General features: G+C 46.5%; 18 protein-coding genes. 6 read left to right on the plus strand and 12 right to left on the minus strand.

All coding sequences use genetic code 11. From position 1 onward, the window contains the following. Positions 1-25 precede the first annotated feature (25 nt). Positions 26-526 (minus strand): post-transcriptional regulator, encoded by a 501-nt coding sequence (locus tag BM210_RS36130; RefSeq protein WP_371263398.1) that lies wholly within the window; start codon positions 524-526, stop codon positions 26-28. A 164-nt stretch (positions 527-690) separates the two neighbouring features. Here BM210_RS36130 and spoVB point away from each other — a divergent pair, with 164 nt between their 5' ends. Further along, positions 691-2,256, plus strand: a complete 1,566-nt coding sequence (gene spoVB / locus BM210_RS00520) for a stage V sporulation protein B (protein ID WP_091163519.1) — start codon at positions 691-693, stop codon at positions 2,254-2,256. 32 nt (positions 2,257-2,288) lie between these two features. Here the strand turns inward: spoVB and BM210_RS00525 are convergent, their stop codons facing one another. Beyond that, on the minus strand, positions 2,289-2,957 hold the full coding sequence (locus BM210_RS00525; RefSeq protein WP_256223182.1) for a DUF421 domain-containing protein: 669 nt from the start codon (positions 2,955-2,957) through the stop codon (positions 2,289-2,291). Between the two features lie 277 nt (positions 2,958-3,234). On the opposite strand from BM210_RS00525, the gene BM210_RS00530 reads away from it, so the two are divergent. The 4 genes from BM210_RS00530 to BM210_RS00545 are packed head-to-tail and all read left to right on the plus strand — an operon-like array spanning position 3,235 to position 6,824. Then, complete coding sequence (locus BM210_RS00530; protein WP_371263410.1) at positions 3,235-4,203, plus strand: metal ABC transporter solute-binding protein, Zn/Mn family; 969 nt, start codon at positions 3,235-3,237, stop codon at positions 4,201-4,203. Between the two features lie 19 nt (positions 4,204-4,222). Beyond that, entirely contained in the window at positions 4,223-4,990 is a 768-nt protein-coding gene (locus BM210_RS00535) for a metal ABC transporter ATP-binding protein (RefSeq protein WP_371263399.1), read from the plus strand. Between the two features lie 5 nt (positions 4,991-4,995). Continuing rightward, a complete protein-coding gene (locus BM210_RS00540) occupies positions 4,996-5,931 on the plus strand; it encodes a metal ABC transporter permease (protein ID WP_091163525.1) in 936 nt (311 codons plus the stop codon). Then, on the plus strand, positions 5,928-6,824 hold the full coding sequence (locus BM210_RS00545) for a metal ABC transporter permease (RefSeq protein ID WP_091163527.1): 897 nt from the start codon (positions 5,928-5,930) through the stop codon (positions 6,822-6,824). Before BM210_RS00540 ends, BM210_RS00545 begins: the two co-directional genes overlap by 4 nt. Before the next feature lie 93 nt (positions 6,825-6,917). Here BM210_RS00545 and BM210_RS00550 read toward each other — a convergent pair whose 3' ends face one another. Next, positions 6,918-8,219, minus strand: coding sequence for an SLC13 family permease (locus BM210_RS00550; protein WP_091163528.1), 1,302 nt, complete (start codon positions 8,217-8,219; stop codon positions 6,918-6,920). A 137-nt stretch (positions 8,220-8,356) separates the two neighbouring features. Here BM210_RS00550 and BM210_RS00555 point away from each other — a divergent pair, with 137 nt between their 5' ends. After that, positions 8,357-8,716 (plus strand): TIGR04086 family membrane protein, encoded by a 360-nt coding sequence (locus tag BM210_RS00555; protein WP_091163529.1) that lies wholly within the window; start codon positions 8,357-8,359, stop codon positions 8,714-8,716. A gap of 62 nt (positions 8,717-8,778) precedes the next feature. Here the strand turns inward: BM210_RS00555 and yajC are convergent, their stop codons facing one another. The 9 genes from yajC to BM210_RS00600 form a co-directional block, all read right to left on the minus strand. Then, complete coding sequence (gene yajC / locus BM210_RS00560) at positions 8,779-9,108, minus strand: preprotein translocase subunit YajC (protein WP_091163531.1); 330 nt, start codon at positions 9,106-9,108, stop codon at positions 8,779-8,781. Positions 9,109-9,138: 30 nt separating this feature from the next. Beyond that, positions 9,139-10,272 (minus strand): tRNA guanosine(34) transglycosylase Tgt, encoded by a 1,134-nt coding sequence (gene tgt, locus BM210_RS00565; protein ID WP_091163532.1) that lies wholly within the window; start codon positions 10,270-10,272, stop codon positions 9,139-9,141. Positions 10,273-10,362: 90 nt separating this feature from the next. Further along, on the minus strand, positions 10,363-11,415 hold the full coding sequence (queA, locus tag BM210_RS00570) for a tRNA preQ1(34) S-adenosylmethionine ribosyltransferase-isomerase QueA (protein WP_091163534.1): 1,053 nt from the start codon (positions 11,413-11,415) through the stop codon (positions 10,363-10,365). A 7-nt stretch (positions 11,416-11,422) separates the two neighbouring features. After that, entirely contained in the window at positions 11,423-13,585 is a 2,163-nt protein-coding gene (locus BM210_RS00575; protein WP_218184881.1) for a SpoIID/LytB domain-containing protein, read from the minus strand. A gap of 18 nt (positions 13,586-13,603) precedes the next feature. Further along, a complete protein-coding gene (gene ruvB / locus BM210_RS00580; protein ID WP_091163535.1) occupies positions 13,604-14,614 on the minus strand; it encodes a Holliday junction branch migration DNA helicase RuvB in 1,011 nt (336 codons plus the stop codon). A 29-nt stretch (positions 14,615-14,643) separates the two neighbouring features. Then, on the minus strand, positions 14,644-15,279 hold the full coding sequence (gene ruvA, locus BM210_RS00585) for a Holliday junction branch migration protein RuvA (protein ID WP_091163537.1): 636 nt from the start codon (positions 15,277-15,279) through the stop codon (positions 14,644-14,646). Then, entirely contained in the window at positions 15,276-15,779 is a 504-nt protein-coding gene (gene ruvC / locus BM210_RS00590; RefSeq protein ID WP_091163538.1) for a crossover junction endodeoxyribonuclease RuvC, read from the minus strand. Before ruvC ends, ruvA begins: the two co-directional genes overlap by 4 nt. A gap of 151 nt (positions 15,780-15,930) precedes the next feature. Then, complete coding sequence (locus BM210_RS00595) at positions 15,931-16,629, minus strand: BofC C-terminal domain-containing protein (RefSeq protein WP_091163539.1); 699 nt, start codon at positions 16,627-16,629, stop codon at positions 15,931-15,933. 181 nt (positions 16,630-16,810) lie between these two features. Then, positions 16,811-18,586, minus strand: coding sequence for a LysM peptidoglycan-binding domain-containing protein (locus BM210_RS00600; RefSeq protein WP_091163541.1), 1,776 nt, complete (start codon positions 18,584-18,586; stop codon positions 16,811-16,813). Positions 18,587-18,627 lie beyond the last annotated feature (41 nt).

Below are 18,627 nucleotides of genomic sequence, written 5' to 3' on the forward strand. Positions count from 1 at the left end.
TACAACAGCAAAAAAATAACCCCTTCTAAGCGAAAGGGTTGCTTTTATATATACTCATCGTCATCCAGTTCATAAATTTCGTCACCTTTAACGACAAAATGTCATTCACAATTTGATGAAGCGCTGGCATCCCTGTTTTCTGATATTTATCGCTAACGCACTCCCAAATTTCCCTTCCCGTCACATGCTCATAGCCGATCATTCTAAATTCCTCTGCCTTGCTCGTACAAATACTTTCGATCAGCTCATTAAGTTCCAGCTCCGATAAAGCGACAGGCTCTTCTTCTTCGGGATCAATTGAGGAAGTTTCGGATTCCTCAGGTACCACATCATCTCCAGGATCTTTAATATCCTCATCCATTGCAACAAAGGCTTGGATCTCGGTCTGCACATTGGCTTCTGCCGCGTTCAACCCGGCTTCCGTATTCAGCTCAAGAAGTATCTGTTCCTGCTCGGTAGCTACCTGCTTCGTTTGTTCTTCTGAATGCTGGTTTTCGTACTCTTCCTTGCGCCCATCGTGCTCCACCTTCACAACCTCCTGCCCTAAACCAACTCTCTTCTTAACACTCTTATTCGCTACCAAGCAGGATTTTCCTTCCTGTACCTAATCAGGCAGTTAAATAATGTGCATGCATAGGGACAGGTACTGCATATCCATGTTAGTAGTCTCGGTAGGAAGAAGGAATCGATGTGACCAAACAATCATTTTTGAAGGGAACGCTAATTTTACTTGCAGCAGGAATTATTAATCGTATCCTTGGTTTTATTCCCCGAATTACGCTGCCCAGACTCATCGGTGCAGAAGGCGTGGGTTTATATCAAATGGGTTTCCCCTTTATGATCGTCATTTTAACATTAATAACCGGCGGTGTTCCAATTGCTGTCGCTAAGCTTATTGCTGAAGCTGAAGCAGAAAATAATGAAAGCAGAATCAGACGCATCCTCCGTCTGGCGATGACACTTACCGTGTCGCTCGGTATCGTCTTTACTTTAGCCAGTCTGCTTGGAGCGCACTGGATTGCTAACCACCTGCTTACCGATTCCAGAGTCTATTACACCTTTATATGTATGACTCCAATTATCATTTTGGTGGGAATTGGCTCTGTACTGCGCGGATACTTTCAAGGCAGACAAAATATGATTCCGACTGCAGTGTCACAGGTTGCGGAAACCTTCATACGTATTTTCACTGTTCTCGCCTTCGCCTACACGATGCTCCCCTACGGTATTGAATATGCGGCAGCAGGGGCAATGGCAGGCGTTATGGTTGGTGAAGCTGTTGCTCTCTTAGTACTTTACATCTACTATCGACGAAGCCGTAAAATGGCATCCCCTTTTCCTATTGCCAAAATCGGAACTATCCCGCTTGTTGGCCGTTGGGCGAATCTTAAACAACTTCTGAAGCTTGCATTGCCTATTACCGGAAGTAAGCTGGTTGGCTCGTGCTCGTATTTTCTTGAATCTATTCTGATCATTCGCAGCCTAGCCGCGGCAGGCATCGCAACTAAGCTGGCGACAGCACAATATGGGATGCTGCAAGGTATGATCATTCCAATTCTGCTTCTTCCAAGCGCATTGACCTATTCCTTGTCGGTTTCACTCATTCCCTCTTTGTCAGAAGCTGCAGCACGCAACGATATGAAAACCATTCATACACGGCTCCATCAATCTCTGAAGCTGGCTTTAGTTACAGGAGCACCCTTTGTCATGATTATGTTTGTTTTGGCTGAGCCGCTTTGCGATCTCATTTATGGACAAAGCCAAATCGCGCCTATGCTCAAAATGATGGCTCCGGTTGCTCTCTTTATTTATTTTCAGGCACCGCTGCAGGCGAGTCTGCAAGCTTTGAATCGTCCTGGTTCGGCTTTAATTAATACATTGGTTGGTTCTGTGATCAAGCTTGCGCTTATTGTTTGTCTTGCAGGGCAGCCTCAATTTGGCATTCTCGGGGCTGTAATGGCCATCAATGTAAACATTATGCTGGTGACTGTATTGCATTGGCACAGTGTCGTGAGACTGCTTCATTTCCGTATGCAGATGATTGACTTCGCCAAGGTTGGCTTAGCTATGCTGGTGTCAGGCTGGTGCAGCTACGTACTGATGTATACGCATTGGCTGGATAATGAAACTGTACGGTTTACGGTTTCTTGTATCACTGGTGTGCTTATTTATTTTTCCTGTTCACTTTTATTGCGGCTTATTGACCGCGGTGATCTGATGCGTGTACTGCTGCTTGGGCGCAAGCTTATCAAGTAAACCTGCATAGCCTTGACCGTGTTTGCTTGTTGTTACCTGCGACGATCCACAAACCATTTTCCCCGATGATCCAATGTACAGAAGAATACATCTCTGAATTCTTTGATCCCTTGCAGTTGGAGTTCACTCTTGAGCCAGAATCGTGTTTTCCCAAGCTTCTCCAAGTTCTCATCCTGCACCTTGCCATCCATAATCAGCGGTAACGGCAAGCCCTCGTAACGGAAAAGGCTTTTTCCCTCGGCAGGTGTTGCGGTAGGCTCCTTTTTCTCGACGACAGTAAGCTTGCCCGAGGGCTCAAGAATGGCAAACTCGACATTGGCCACGTCCATCACCTTACTCTGGCGCAGCTGCAGTAATAAGTCATCAAGGTTATAGCGCTGTCGTCTCATCTCCTCACGGTTGAGTTTTCCGTTCTCAATAATAAGTGAGCTCTTTCCTTCAAACAGTCTGCGGAGCTTTTCATTTTTCAAAGACAGATACGCAATAACCAGTTGAACGCCTACCAACGTGAACATCGGCAAAATACCATCGATCAGCGACTTATTCATATCCTCAAGCACAAACACAGCAATCTCTGCAATCATAATCGATATGACCAGATCAAAAACGGACAGCTTGCCAATTTCCCTTTTTCCCATAATTCTCATTGTCACAAACACAATAAAGTACACAAAAATGGTACGAAAAAAAAGCGTCAGCATATGGATTGTCCTCCTGAGCATATTCCAAGCCTATTGTAGCCTCTATCCTTGTACCTCATACTTGAGTCTATTTGCGAATTGTTGCCAGTATAAAAATAAAAGTTTCCCTAAAGAAACTATTTGTCTAATGGAAAATAATTGTTGCAAGGCAAACATTTTTGCTGTAGGATAAAATGCATATCGGAAATATAGGTTCGGCCCTATTTTTTTGCCCTAATTGTTTCCCTTGAACAAAATATTTGCATAAAGAAAACATTAAAAGGAGAGATACACAATGATGAAGGTTCGTCGGCAAAAAGCATCCACAGCTTTTAAGAAATTAGTTTTAATTGTAAGCAGCATTTGCTTTATGGCCGCAATAGCCGCCTGCTCGAGCATCGATATGTCAGACAAACCGGCAGCGGGTGAACCTAAACTTAAGGTAACAACTACTGTCGGCATGATTACTGATGTTGTACAGCAGGTCGGTGGACATCATGTTGATGTTACTGGTTTGATGAAGCCTGGCGTGGACCCCCATCTTTATAAAGCTTCACAGGGTGATATTCAAAAGCTGGATAAGGCCGATATTATTTTCTACAACGGCCTTCATCTTGAAGGGAAAATGGGCGATATCTTCGAAAAGATGTCCAAAAATAAAGTCACTGTTGCTGTATCCGAAAAAATCGATCGATCCAAACTGCGTTCCGGTGCCCAAATGGACAGTGAGTTCGACCCACATATCTGGTTTGATGTCACTCACTGGATGAAAGCAACAGAATCCATTCGTGACACCTTGATTAAGAAAGATCCCGCACATAGCGAGGACTACAAAAAAAATGCAGAAGCCTACCTCAAGCAGTTGGATGCACTGCATAAGGAGGTAACTGATCAAATTAAATCGATTCCAGAACAAAGCCGGGTGCTCGTTACCGCACACGATGCATTTGGTTATTTCGGAGATGCCTACGGGGTTAAGGTTATGGGTCTGCAAGGCATGAGCACGGCATCCGAAGCAGGAACGAAGGATGTAACAGATCTGCGTGATTTTCTGGTCAAAAATAAAATTAAAGCTGTATTTATTGAGTCCAGCGTCCCTCGAAAAGCCATCGATGCCGTTATTCAAGGTGCCAAGGAAAAAGGCCATGAGCTGACGATAGGCGGTGAGCTATTTTCCGATGCGATGGGTGAAGCCGGAACTCCTGAAGGCACCTACCTTGGAATGGTTCGCCATAATGTGAATACGATCGTCAAAGCACTTAAATAGATTATAAAAGGAGAAATGCATGATGAGCACAACACCGCTGCAAATCACGAATATGTCTGTTGCGTATTTAAAGAAACCCGTGCTTCGCAACGTTACCTTTGAGGCTCCGGAAGGAAAGCTGATCGGCATTGTAGGACCTAACGGAGCTGGAAAATCGACTTTAATTAAAGCTGCACTCGGATTGATTCCTAGTCTGACAGGTGATGTATCCATCTATGGACGTCCTTATTCGGAGCAAAGAAATCTGGTGGGCTATGTGCCGCAGCGTGAATCTGTAGACTGGGATTTCCCTACCCATGCGCTAGATGTCGTCATGATGGGTCGTTATGGGCATCTGGGATGGTTTAAGCATCCCGGAAAGGCTGATAAGAAAATCGCTATGGAATGCCTCGAAAAGGTCGGTATGGCCGACTTTGCGCATAGGCAGATCAGTCAGCTTTCCGGAGGCCAGCAGCAGCGGATTTTTTTGGCGAGGGCACTAGCTCAAGACGCTCAGCTGTACTTTATGGATGAACCCTTTGTTGGCGTAGATGCGGCAACGGAAAAAGCAATCATCACCCTGCTGAACGAATTAAAAATGCATAAAAAAACTGTTCTGGTCGTTCATCACGATTTAGCCACAGTCAAGGAATATTTCGATTGGGTCATGCTGCTGAATGTACAGATTATTGCCTTTGGTCCAACTGAGCAAGCTTTTACATCAACTAAGCTTCAGGAAACCTATGGTGGCAGATTGACGATGCTGGATCACGATAACCACTCTTCATTACTCATAGATTCGAGGTGAATGGTATGCTCTCATGGTTTCAATTATTTCTCGACCCGAATACGCAATGGATATTACTTGGTTGTATGCTGCTCGGATTAAGCAGTGGGGTTATCGGCTGTTTTGCCTATCTGCGTAAACAAGCCCTAATGGGGGATGCCTTATCGCATGCGGCGCTTCCGGGAATTTGCATCACTTTTATGTTGACAGGCTCCAAGTCGATTCTTCTATTTTTAATTGGAGCCGCTATTGCGGGAATCATTGCAACATTCGGAATTGGTTATGTAACAAGGCATACCCGAATCAAACAGGACTCTGCGCTCGCAATCGTGCTCTCTGTGTTTTTCGGCTTCGGTATCGTGCTGCTCACACAAATCCAGCATAGTGGAAGCGGGAATCAAAGTGGATTGGATAAGTTCCTGTTCGGTCAGGCCGCTTCAATGGTTAAATCCGATGTGATCATCATCTCGATCATTTGTCTGCTCTTGCTTGGCATCAGTACTTTATTAATCAAGGAATTCAAGCTGGTGAGCTTCGATCCCGGCTTTGCCCGCGGTATGGGATTCCCTGTTGCCTTTCTGGAGCAGCTCATTATGTTTCTTATTGTCATTGCCGTCGTTGTGGGCATACAGGCAGTAGGTGTCGTATTAATGGCCGCTCTGCTCATTACCCCAGCGGTATCCGCACGTTATTGGACCGATAAGCTTGGTTTCATGATTGTGATTGCCGGATTGTTCGGGGCTCTAAGCGGATTCATAGGTACTCTAATTAGCGCAAGCGGCAACAATTTACCAACAGGTCCCTTAACTGTGCTAGCAGCAACTGCCCTCTTTGTCCTCTCATTGTTAGCCGCCCCCCGCAGGGGTATCATCTCCAAGCTGCTCGTTCGAGCCTCGGTTCGCAACCGTGTGGTGCAAGAAGAAAAATCGCTACGTCTGGAGCAGAGAGGTGAAACTGGATGAGCACCTTCTGGATTATACTAACGGGGGCATTGGTTGCCAGCACCTGCGGTATCGTAGGCTGCTTCCTGGTGCTCCGGAAGATGGCGATGATAGGAGATGCGATTAGTCATGCTGTGCTTCCTGGCATCGTGATAGCTTTTCTGATCAGCGGTTCCAGAGATTCTCTATTCATGATGCTTGGTGCTGCAGCGATTGGTCTGATAACCGTCTTCTTGATTCAATTGTTCCATCAGAGCGGTGTGCAATCTGATGCGGCGATTGGTGTGGTGTTTACCGCGCTGTTCGCGGTTGGGGTCGTTCTGATCAGCATTTTTACCAAGAGCATCGATCTTGATCTTGATTGTGTATTGTATGGAGAAATTGCTTATGTGCCTTGGAATACCCTTCACATAGGCGGAATCGACATTGGACCCAAAGCGGTATGGGGCGTCGGCCTGGCCCTGCTGCTTACTATTATTATGATCTCCTTATTTTACAAGCAGTTTAAAATTTGCTCGTTTGATCCGGCAATGGCCGCAGCTGTTGGAATTCCCGTTATGTTGTTCCATTACCTGCTCATGGGTCTCGTTTCGATCAGCACGGTTGCTTCCTTTGAAAGTGTTGGCGCCATTCTTGTTGTTGGCATGCTCGTTATACCACCTGCGACAGCCTATCTGCTAACGGAAAAACTAAGTCGGATGATCATATACAGCATTGTCATGGGCTGCTGCTGCTCAGTTCTCGGATATTATGTCGCTCATCTGCTCGATGCATCTATTGCAGGGAGCATGATCTGCATAGCAGGTTGCTTCTTCATTCTGGCTCTGTTTTTTTCACCTACACATGGAGTTATCGTTCGTAAATGGAAACAAAAACAACTCATTCGCGAAGACATCATACAAACGCGGGTGTAAGGCTTTAATACGTCAGCAAGCTATCCATACCAAATAGCCGTAAATCGCCACAAGTGACGATTACGGCTATTTCCATAACACTTATAACTTCAACTAATAAAACATATAGCTCACATAAGCGGTTGCAATTAAAAGCGATATCAGCGTTAGCGGTGCTCCTGCCTTCAAAAAGGCTCTGAATGAGATTGGATGTCCCGCTCTGCCCGCAAGTCCAGCCGCAATAAGATTGCCTGTTGCCCCTACAAGCGTACCGCTTCCGCCTAACCCTGCACCCAAGGCTAAAGACCACCAAAGTGGATTTAATGCACCTTGCGATTGTATGCCCAAATCCTGAATGATCGGAATCATCAGCGTAACAAAAAATGTACTGTCCGTTGTTGCCGAAACCAATCCGGTTAACCATAGAATAAGCATCGAGATATACATCAGATTACCTGAGGTGAGCTCCATTGCTTTGACCACGATGACCTGCACGATTCCAGCTTCCATAACCCCACCAACTACGATGAACAAACCACATATGTAGAACAATGTGCTCCAATCCACAGAGCTGTGTATCTCTGTCCAGCCATGCTTTTTATAATTGGCTATACACATCAATAATGCCCCTGCTAACGCTACGTAAGCTACCTCAAAGCGAAGCAGCGGATGTAGCATGAAAGCGGCCAATACAAGGCCCCATACCGTCAATACCTTGATAACCAGCCTTTTGTCCTTAATATAGGTGCCCGGCTGTATCGACATTAGCTCACCCATAGGAGTTTGTGTGGACTTCCAAACTTTTGCATAAAAAAGACTTAAAAGCCCTACAGTAACGATCCAAATGATAAGCACAGGCGGCACAAGATTAACCAAAAAATCATTAAAGGTGAGTCCAGCCTTCGTTCCAATGATGACACTTGGCAAACTGCCAATCAGGGTCGCTGTACCACCGAGATTCGCAGTTATCGTGATGGTAATCACGAAGGGAACCGCACTAATTTTCATCAATTTGGCAATAGAAATCGTAATTGGAATGAGTAATAAAATAGCAGTCAAGCTATCCAGCCAAGCGGCAGCAGCCGTACTTAGCAGAGCCAAAACAATAAGCAGGATGATCGGCTTTCCCTTCGAGCCTTGTGCCGCTTTGGCAGCTGCATAGGAGAAAACCCCAGTTCGATTAGTCATTCCGATCATGATCATCAAACCAATCAACAGCCCTATCGCCTGCCAGGGCAAGTGGTACCAAAAGGCTGAACCCGCTTCCACAATACCTAATATTACCATTAGCAGCCCGCCGCCAAGCGCTGCATACGTGCGATGAATCAGCCCGGTAACTATCCATATAAAAGTGAATAAAGCAATAATAATGGCAGCTAGTACCTGCCAGTTGGCAAGGCTGTGAACCGAATCCATACAATCACTTCCTTTCACTTACAATAATGACATTCCCCGATAATTGATTCTGTAGGGATGGAACGACCTGTACTAATTTTATGTACGGGCCCATACAATGATGATAAGAACCTCTATCTGAAAGGAAGAGAACCGGAATGAAGTCATCCCCCTTATTATCCGGATTAACGGTTGCTATGATCTTCATGCTGCTCGGAACACTTATGACCTCGCTGCTGATGCTTGCGACCAATTTACAGGAAAGCTCTCTGTACAGCTACACCATGTCCATTCATGGAATAGCCATGCTGATCGGCGGCATGACAGCGGGAAAACGTAGTGGTGCGAAGGGTTGGTATCACGGAGGCATGCTAGGTTTGGTGTACACATGTATCATATGGCTCATTGGATTTCTGACTTATGATGCCGGATTTACTGAGCAAACCTTGTATCTGGCAGCGCTGACAATCATAACAGGTGCACTCGGAGGCATCCTCGGTATTAACTTCAAAAAGTAACGTACAGCAAAAATGCGAGTCCATCCATACCAGTGGAGGCTCGCATTTTCCCTTACAGCAACCTATTTCTTCTCTTCTACAGCAGGTTGGTTTGAAACAGCGTTGATTGCTGAACGTTCGAATGTAAGCTTGGTCACATCATTAACTCGTAAAACGATTGTATCGTCGGAAATTTCCAGAATCGTACCATGTAGACCACCAATGGTTACGACTTTATCACCTTTTTTCAAATTGCCCAGCATCATACCGCGAGTTTTTTGACGCTTTTGCTGTGGACGAATCAATAAGAAATACAACACAACAAACATTAGTACAAGTGGCCCATAAGTAACCAAATAACCTTGTAGTCCGGCATCACCAGCAGCAGCATCAGCAGCAACTAAAAACGACATTCCAATCTCCCCTTTTATCTTGAACTATAGTTAAAAACCTTTTCCGTTCTCATGTAATCCATACTTATCAAAAAAATGATCACGGAAATCAAGCAGACGATCCTCTAGAATCGCTTGTCGAACCTGACGCATCATCTCGACCAAAAAATGAAGGTTATGATAGGTCGTAAGACGAATACCAAACGTTTCATCCGCTTTGATCAAATGCCTGATATATGCTCTGGAATAATTCGTGCAGGTATAACAGGAGCATTCAGGATCCAGCGGACCAAAATCCTCCGCATACTGTGCATTACGGACTACAAGCCTACCCGAGCTGGTCATAACCGTACCATTGCGGGCAATACGAGTCGGCAACACGCAGTCAAACATATCAATGCCGCGAATAGACCCCTCAATAAGTGCGTCAGGAGACCCGACCCCCATCAAATAACGAGGCTTGTTGGCCGGTAGGATTGGAACCGTGTAATCCAGCATCTCATACATAAGCGGCTTGGATTCACCAACACTCAGTCCACCAATAGCATAACCCGGGAAATCCATGGAAGTCAACTCACTTGCGCTTTGTTTGCGCAGATCCTCATACATACCGCCCTGTACGATGGCAAATAGCGCCTGATCATGAGGACGAGCATGACTCTTCAGGCAGCGTTCAGCCCACCTTGTTGTCCGCTCTAATGAATTTTTCACATAGCTGTGTTCGGCGGGATACGGTGGACACTCATCAAAAGCCATAATAATATCGGCTCCCAGCGAGTTTTGTATCTCAATCGATTTCTCCGGAGAAATGAACAGCTTGTCACCATTCAAATGCGACTTGAAGGCAACGCCCTCCTCCGTGATTTTACGCATATTGCTAAGACTGAATACTTGAAAGCCACCACTGTCTGTCAAAATCGGACGGTCCCAGTTCATAAAGCCATGCAGTCCGCCTGCACGTCTTACAATGTCATGTCCCGGTCTGATGAACAGGTGATAGGTGTTACTCAAAATGATATGCGCGTCCATAGCTTTTAATTCTTCCGGGCTCATTGTCTTCACGGTAGCCTGAGTGCCTACGGGCATAAACGTAGGTGTCTCGATAATACCATGAGGTGTATGAACGCGCCCCAAACGGGCTCCGGATTGCTTGCATGTCTTAATATGCTCGTAGGTAATTGCCATCTCTGATCACTCTTCCTGCTTGAACTAATAAATGTTGTTCAAAAAGTCCCCTTTTGATCACGAAGTTTGAGTGGACTTTTTGAACTTGAACTAATAAATAAACATTGCATCGCCGAAGCTAAAAAACCGATATTCCTGATCGACAGCCTCACGGTAAGCGGCCAGTACCTGCTCTCTCCCAGCCATTGCGCTAATGAGCATTAGCAGCGTCGATTTCGGTAAATGAAAATTGGTCAATAATGCGTCCACAATTTGAAAGGTATAACCTGGATAAATAAAAATCCCAGTCCATCCACTGCCAGACTCAACCCGACCGGATTGCCCGCTGTTGCGTGCTGCCGTTTCCAACGTTCTCGCCGATGTAGTACCTACTGCGATCACCTTGCGCCCTCCTGCTTTGGCCGCATTAATACGGGCAGCAGCCTCTTCACTCACCTCGTAGAACTCTTCATGCATCTCATGGGTCTCCACATCTTCCACAGATACGGGTCTGAATGTTCCGAGTCCTACATGCAGCGTGATATACACTAATTGAATACCTTTTTGTTCCAGCTTACTCAAGTAAGCTTCGGTAAAATGAAGCCCTGCTGTAGGTGCTGCGGCAGAGCCCTCATGTTTGGCATAAACGGTTTGATAGCGCTCTTTCTCCGGAAGCTGCTCTTTGATATATGGCGGAAGCGGCATTTGACCTAACCGATCCAGCAGCTCAGGGAAAATCCCTTCGTAACTAAAGCGTACCACACGTCCACCCATATCGGATTCTTCCTCAACGGTAGCCGTAAGCATGTGTTGGCCCCCTGCATCTGCCTCACCAAAAAGAATGACAGCCCCCGTTTTTAACCGTTTACCCGGACGTACCAGCGCTTCCCACCGGTCACCCTCCAGCTGCTTCAGGAGCAGCAGCTCTGCTTTCGAGCCTGTACCCGATTTCACACCAAAAAGCCGTGCAGGCAGCACTCGTGTATCGTTCAACACGAGTACATCCCCGGCCTCCATATGATCAATCAAATCTGGGAATGCTTTATGATCCACCGCGCCTGTCGTTTTGTTCAACGTCAACAAACGCGAAGCTGTACGATCCTTTAAGGGAGTCTGAGCTATAAGTGAATCCGGTAAATCAAAATCGAACCATTCTACTTGCATATTCGCTTCATTCCTTGATTATCGAGACTCCTACATAGTAGGTCTGCAATATTTTTTTGTAATCATAGCCAAGCTCAGCATAACCCTTGGCTCCCCATTGGGACATTCCAAGGCCATGACCATTGCCGGTTCCTTTAAACACATACTGAGAAGCTTTATTCGTCATTCGTACTTTGTTGTCGCCACTGAGCACAAATAGCTGAGATGCGGTAGCCGGCTGCGCTGAGCCAGTCCCTCCTACAACCGTTATATTCGGCATAGAAGCTGACTGATTGCGCGTGACGCTATCTGCTCCCAATACAGTATACCTTCCCGTTTCCTCAATTTCAAACAGGGTACTAGGCAAGCCATTAAATAGTGTGCGCAACGCATCCGGATATTCAGGCTCCAATAGTAGGCCATTGGCTGTCATCTCGATCACTCGACCCGACAAACCACGTCCCTTGACTTCCAATCGGTCAAGAGCACCCGTGATCGGTTTCTTTAGCACTGTATTCACTTTTTCCTTAATCTTATCAGCATCATAAGGACCTCTGATCCACGAGTAAGCGTTCGATTCTACAGCTTGATCAAACACAACGAATCGGTCCCCGATATTGACCTTGAAGGCAGCAGGATTAGCTGTATTATCGACGTAAGGTGCGGGACGCACGGCAATATCTGTACCTGTAGATTCATAGTAAGGGAGACCCGCCGGATTTTTTTGACCCGTGTCCCTAACATAGGAAGAATGGATATAACCGTTATTCCCATTCGGCAATACGATTCGATACCAAATCGCTTTGCCTTTCTCCGCTCCTTCATCAGGAGTAGGTGTGCTTTTCAAGTAATTGACTTTATTGCCCCATACCTCGGTAGATTCAGCCGTCATTCCTCCTGCATTGGAATAAAATAAAGGGGAAATCAAGCTCGTTGAATCCATGATCACTTCTCCTTGCGTTGCCATGACAGCTTGCGAGGCAGTTGGAAATTCGGCACCTGCACCTTTGTAAGCCTGATCCAGAGTTGTATCTGTAAGATGGGCAATCTGATATTTGACACCCTGCTTTAACGCATAGGTGCGCGCTGCCACTGCTTGAGCCTTCAAAGCCTCGAGCGGCCATTCCTTGCTAAGCTCGGAACTCACAACCGATACCAGATACTGCTCAAAAGGCAGTTCATTAATAACAGCAAGCTTACCGTTCAGGCGTGACAATTCAATCACACCCCGATAGGAACGCTCCGACCGTTCCACAACAGTTACAGTTTCGGCTGATTTGGACGTAACAGAAAGTTTAACGCTTGTTCCCCCCAGCAAAAGCTGTTGAATGGTACCACCCGTCGTAGAGGAAGGATCAGCAAGCGTGCGTTTTAACACATAAGTAAGACCCGCATCCACTGGCTGAAGTGAAATGGACGGTACAACCGTACCCAGCTGCTGTTTGGCAGCTGTCAGCTCCGCTGCATCTGACCCAGCAGCTACGAGAACCGCATAGGCAGGCGCACCTGCAGCTGCGTCCAAATAAGCAACATCAGCATCCAATCCAGCTTGTCCCATGGCGGCTGCCTGCGACTGCGCTTCTGCTTCTGTCGCATAGCTGCCAGCATTCCAATGCAAAGGTCCCTTCACCGCAGCTGTGTAGCCTTTGCTAGCTGCTGTGAGATCGGCAACTGTCTTGGCTTTAGTCAAAGCAGCAGCTGCCAGCTCCTTCGTCGTAAATGGACCCAGCACCAACTGGTATACAGATTTCCCAAGCTTCGTACGTACGCTGATGCTGGCATCCATCTTTAAATCGGTCAGCTTTTTGGTTAAGGTTCGAGCCTGATTTGCATCTGGGGTTTCCAATACCATCACGCTATAAGAATCAAGCTCCACACGCAGCGGGCTTTTATCTGATGTCGCAAACAAAGGCCTTAGGCCAGACGCATTGATCAGACTGACATCCAACCCTTTATCAGCCGACAAAGTAACATCCGGCGTAAGTGCGCTGTATTTCCCTGTATCGATAAATAAGGCAATTCTAATCTTATCCAATTTGGGTACAGCCGCTGCAGAAGCCGGAGAGGTATGGCCTGACAGCATGCCTGCTAACAGGCAAATTATTAGCATGAACAAACTGACTCTGTATAAATTCTTTGTTGTCGATTTCGCACAACTTCTATAACGGAGCTGGTTTCGAAGCTTTCCCATTACCTTGTTTCCCCCTTATTACGGTGAGCTGTTTGGAATAGGCAATCCTAAATGCTGATAAGCGGTATGTGTTGCCATCCGACCACGCGGCGTACGCTGCAGGAAGCCAATTTGCAACAGATAAGGCTCGTAGACATCCTCTATCGTTTGACTTTCTTCACCTATTGTTGCTGCTATCGTATCCAATCCAACAGGTCCACCCTTAAAGCTAAGTATAATGGCCCGCAGCATTTTATGATCGATTTCATCCAATCCCAGATTATCTACCTGAATACTGATCAAAGCATCCTTCACGATATCCATCGTAATGATGCCGTCACCCTTAACCTGGGCAAAATCACGCACGCGCTTCAAGAGACGATTCGCGATACGTGGTGTTCCACGAGAACGCATCCCTATCTCTCGAGCTGCTTCTCCGATAATCTGGACTTGCAAAATATCTGCTGTTCGACTCACGATAAAAGTTAATTCTTCAATCGTGTAGTATTCCAATCTGCTAATAACTCCAAATCGGTCCCGCAGCGGAGCAGACAATAATCCCGCTCTTGTGGTTGCCCCAATTAAAGTGAATGCAGGCAAATCCAATCGTACCGTACGGGCGCTGGGTCCTTTACCGATAATAATATCAAGGGCGTAATCCTCCATTGCCGGATATAGGACTTCCTCGACGGTTCGGTTCAAACGATGAATTTCGTCGATAAATAGCACATCGCCCTCCTGCAGATTCGACAATATAGCCGCCAAATCTCCGGGACGTTCGATAGCCGGTCCTGAAGTCGTACGGATGTTTACTCCCAATTCATTGGCGATAATGTTCGACAACGTTGTTTTACCAAGTCCTGGAGGACCGTACAGTAGTACGTGGTCCAGCGCTTCCTTACGCATTTTGGCAGCATCTATGTAGATTTTCAGATTGCTTTTGGCCTGGGTCTGCCCGATGTACTCAGCCAAATAACGAGGACGCAGGCTGTATTCCATCATTTGTTCTTCTTCCATCATCAGGTTGGCTGATATAATCCGATCATCCATCATGGTGTCTCCTTTCATCGCACATAACTTTACCGCAACGACTGCTGGAACAGAGCCTGCAGCGCAAGCTTGATCACGATATCCACGGTTTCATCACCCTTGAGCTTTGCTTTAATCAGCTGCCCTGTTCGATCAGCCTCCGCTTCTGTATAACCAAGTCCAAGCAAAGCAGTCTTGGCCTCGCTCCAAATGCCGGATCCTTGAGGTGGGACTGCAAGATGACCTGTCCCCGTAATCGCCAGCATCGAATCATCACCAGCAGAAATAGCACCCAGCTTATCCTTCAAATCGAGAATCATCCTTTGTGCGGTTTTGCGTCCAATCCCCGGCAGCTTCATCAGGAAAGAAATGTTTTCTTGCTGAATCGAAGCCGCGATAACTTCCGGTCTGCCTCCAGCCAGCACGCCAATGGCAACCTTAGGTCCGATGCCGTTAACCTCCAAAAGCAAACGGAACAACGATTGTTCTTCACGAGTGGGGAAACCAAACAACAGATGCGCATCCTCGCGAACCTGATAATGAATAAACAAGGTTGTTTCTTCCCCATCCTTTGTTTGAACCGCATAAGGATTCGTACAAAACACCCGATAACCAACACCTTTTACATCCAGCACCAAATAATCCGGTTCTCTATGTACAACTATGCCTCTTAAAAAATCGATCATGGTTTGCGTACCTCATTTATCTTTTGTTGAAGAACAGCAGAATGAGCATGGCAGATCGCAATCGCCAAGGCATCCGCGACATCATCCGGCTTGGGCACAGCGGACAAATGAAGGAACAGCTTGACCATCTCCTGCACCTGTTTTTTTTCAGCTTTACCGTAGCCAACTACAGCTTGCTTCACTTGCAGTGGCGTATATTCACCAATTGAAAGTCCTTGTTGGACCGCTGCCAAAATGAGCACACCCCGCGCCTGTGACACCGCCATCGCCGTTGTAACGTTACGATTAAAAAACAACTTTTCGATCGCTATAGCATCCGGTTTATATTTATCGATTAATTGAACCATCGAATCATATACGGTCTTTAAACGTAAAGCACCATCCGTGTGAGCTTCTGTCTGAATACAGCCATACTGAACAGGGACCAGCCGACTTCCCTGCTTATCAATGACGCCAAATCCGACGATCGCAATACCGGGGTCAATTCCCATAACTCGCATTTCTTCCCCACTCCTAGCCTGCCAAAAGCGAACATATGTGTTCCATTATAGCAGATATCGCTTCCAATGAACACGCCAAAAAGTCCATTCAGCTCAAACCGACTGAATAGACTCTGTTGTTTTCCATAAAAATCTTTATTCTCCCGTTTGCCTATGGGGCCGGTGAAATCTTTAAGGCTTGTCCAGGGACGTCAACTGCATAATCACTGAACGTTGACAAAACGCTGTTGTATTCGGATAAATCCCTCACTTGAATGCCCCGATACAACTCTTTGATCGCGCTGTTAGGCAGGCTGCTTTTCAGATGCTCAATATTTAATTGAAAGAAGGTTTGGATCACACTTCCTCCTCCTACCCCTGGAACGCCCTCAAATAGAGACAAATTCCCACTGCTGTCCATTCCGAAATAAGCATTCTCTTTGCAGCGCGGCGACAGATCCTCGATGGTTTCCTTGAAATAAACACGACCATTGGCATCCATACTAACAGTTGCTTCTGGACTGCTCCTGTGATAATCCAAAATTTCGGCAGCACTCATTAAACCGATCGGCTGCAGCTCTTCACCGCAAACGTATATTTTTTGGGTAAAAGTTTCCCGCTGAGCTTTGATTTGGCTGATCATTTCCATCACTTCCTTCTCAGGCTGACTATGTCCATGGCCAATTACCATCTGCGCCTGCTCCTCCGGCTGCAAGGTAAGGGTAGTTCGGGAAGAATAATGCCAAACATAGGCAGCACTGGATACACTGACGAGCAGCCAAAATATCGTTAAATTCATCCAACGGCGCTTCCAGCGCAGACTTTTCTGCAATCGTTTTTTGAGCTTTTTGAGGAATGCAAGGATAACCATATGTACCCACCCCTTCTGTAAAATATCCGAACCTATGTAGCTTTTACTACCTATTTTCCCCTTGGTTACTTTCTTTATACACTAGAACCTGATTCTCCCTTACTCTCTGGGGAAGACAAAAAAACTGCGGCTTATCACATATAAGTGACAAACAGCAGTTTCCTTTGAAATTGATTGTTCGTTATCTGACCAGCCAAGGGGAATTCGTTGAGGCTTTACTCGTTTTTTGTGTTGATCTGCGGTTTCTTTGTGCCGGTTTAGCGGCTTTTGTGGAGATCGAAGCCTTTTTTCGACTGTTGGTTGTGTTTTGTACAGTCAATTTTTTTTCTTCCGATGCATCTGCATTAGTAGAGATTTCAGCTTTTGCTTTTGCTTCAGCTTCACTTTGCTGTCTGAGCAGCTGCTCGAGTTCATACCTGCTGTTGCAGCCGCAATCATGCATGCCTGCTCCATATGGAGACCAACCGTACGGCTGTACCATATGAGCCGGGTGCATAGACATCGGATACACGGAACCCGGGTATGCTGAGTTTGCAGCCATTGGTTCATAGCCCTGAGTATAGACTGGCATTTCTCCGTACGATACAGGGGATTGAGCAGTTGGCCAAGTCCCGTATGGCATTGGAGCATTCGGCATTTGCGCATTTGGCATTTGCGCATTCGGCATTTGTGCATTTGGCATTTGTGCATTTGGCATTTGAGAAATCGGCATCGCGTATGGATATGGCATGGCTTGGGTGTGCATCACTGGCCCACCGCAGCCGCAGCCACAATCACCGATAGATTGCTGCGGCTGTTGGTAAAAGGGATAATTAGGCATGCCGCCAAATGAAGCTTCAGCAGGCATGGAAGCCCCATAAGGTGATTCCGCAAACGGAGAAAGCATAGGCTCCGACCACATCGAATGCTGTGGTGCATTCATGTAGTCATGAGTAAACACTTCTGCTGCAGGCTCCTGATATTGCTGGAACAAGTTCATATCATGATGGGAATGCCCCCACATCTGTGCTTGTGTGCCATGTTCGAAGCCTTGATTATTGTCATGCCATGGATAAGTGTTCATAGATTCTATGGGCATCATAGGTGGTGCATATTGATTTTCAGGCTGCAGGAATTGTGGTTGTTCTTGCTGCATCGGCTTCATAGGAGGTGTATACGATTCTGGCTGCAGATATTGTGGCTGCTCTTGCGGCATCGGCTTCATCGGTGGTGTATACGATTCTGGCTGCAGGTATTGTGGTTGTTCTTGCTGCATCGGCTTCATCGGTGGTGTGTACGATTCTGGTTGTAGATATTGTGGCTGCTCTTGCTGCATCGGCTTCATAGGTGGTGTATACGACTCTGGCTGTAGGTATTCCGGATAGGGTGCTGCAGGTTTTAATGGCTTTTGAAACTCGATATTAGGGATCGGTTCTGGCATCGGAATCACCTTACTTGGCTGCACAGCTTCCTGGGGCTTCTCAGCTATTGGTGCAGGCGCAACCGCTATCGGAGCCGGGGCAGGTAATGGAACAGGAATAGGAGCCGTATTTGGCTTGTTAATGGGAGCGGTATTTGGTTTGTTATAATGGTGTTCAGCATGGTGCGGATGGTCATTTTGGTGCTGATGGGATTCATGATGCAGCTTTACTTTCGGAATGTACACAACCTCACCCGTCATCAAAATATTCGGATTTTTCAGCTGCGGATTTGCGGTTATCAACATTTGCAAGGGAACATTCCATGATTTCCCAAGCTTCCACAGGGTATCCCCTTGAACTACCACATGCTTATGCAAATAGTCGGTTGGCGGAATGACCGGCATCGGCGCATTTGGGATTTTCACCTTCATTCCCACATCAATCACATTCGGGTCCGTAATTTGCGGATTGTTCGCAATCAGCTTGTCGAGATCTACATTGTACTTGTTGGCGATTTCGTAGAGCGTGTCGCCTTTCTTCACCATATGAATTTTCACTTCACAAACCTCCTTGGCATTATCCTAATATCCACCTGCAC

The organism is Paenibacillus sp. 1_12 (assembly GCF_900114475.1).
Lineage (GTDB): Bacteria > Bacillota > Bacilli > Paenibacillales > NBRC-103111 > Paenibacillus_S.

Bases quoted from the DNA above. Each gene is read 5' to 3' on its own strand.
- queA (WP_091163534.1), bottom strand. From the start codon at position 11,415: ATGCAAGTAGAATGGTTCGATTTTGATTTACCGGATTCACTTATAGCT.
- ruvB (WP_091163535.1), bottom strand. From the start codon at position 14,614: ATGGATGATCGGATTATATCAGCCAACCTGATGATGGAAGAAGAACAA.
- ruvA (WP_091163537.1), bottom strand. From the start codon at position 15,279: ATGATCGATTTTTTAAGAGGCATAGTTGTACATAGAGAACCGGATTAT.
- yajC (WP_091163531.1), bottom strand. From the start codon at position 9,108: ATGTCGTTTTTAGTTGCTGCTGATGCTGCTGCTGGTGATGCCGGACTA.
- BM210_RS00530 (WP_371263410.1), top strand. From the start codon at position 3,235: ATGAAGGTTCGTCGGCAAAAAGCATCCACAGCTTTTAAGAAATTAGTT.
- BM210_RS00555 (WP_091163529.1), top strand. From the start codon at position 8,357: ATGAAGTCATCCCCCTTATTATCCGGATTAACGGTTGCTATGATCTTC.
- BM210_RS00545 (WP_091163527.1), top strand. From the start codon at position 5,928: ATGAGCACCTTCTGGATTATACTAACGGGGGCATTGGTTGCCAGCACC.
- BM210_RS00535 (WP_371263399.1), top strand. From the start codon at position 4,223: ATGATGAGCACAACACCGCTGCAAATCACGAATATGTCTGTTGCGTAT.
- tgt (WP_091163532.1), bottom strand. From the start codon at position 10,272: ATGGCAATTACCTACGAGCATATTAAGACATGCAAGCAATCCGGAGCC.
- BM210_RS00540 (WP_091163525.1), top strand. From the start codon at position 4,996: ATGCTCTCATGGTTTCAATTATTTCTCGACCCGAATACGCAATGGATA.
- BM210_RS00575 (WP_218184881.1), bottom strand. From the start codon at position 13,585: ATGGGAAAGCTTCGAAACCAGCTCCGTTATAGAAGTTGTGCGAAATCG.
- BM210_RS00525 (WP_256223182.1), bottom strand. From the start codon at position 2,957: ATGCTGACGCTTTTTTTTCGTACCATTTTTGTGTACTTTATTGTGTTT.
- BM210_RS00550 (WP_091163528.1), bottom strand. From the start codon at position 8,219: ATGGATTCGGTTCACAGCCTTGCCAACTGGCAGGTACTAGCTGCCATT.
- ruvC (WP_091163538.1), bottom strand. From the start codon at position 15,779: ATGCGAGTTATGGGAATTGACCCCGGTATTGCGATCGTCGGATTTGGC.
- BM210_RS00595 (WP_091163539.1), bottom strand. From the start codon at position 16,629: ATGGTTATCCTTGCATTCCTCAAAAAGCTCAAAAAACGATTGCAGAAA.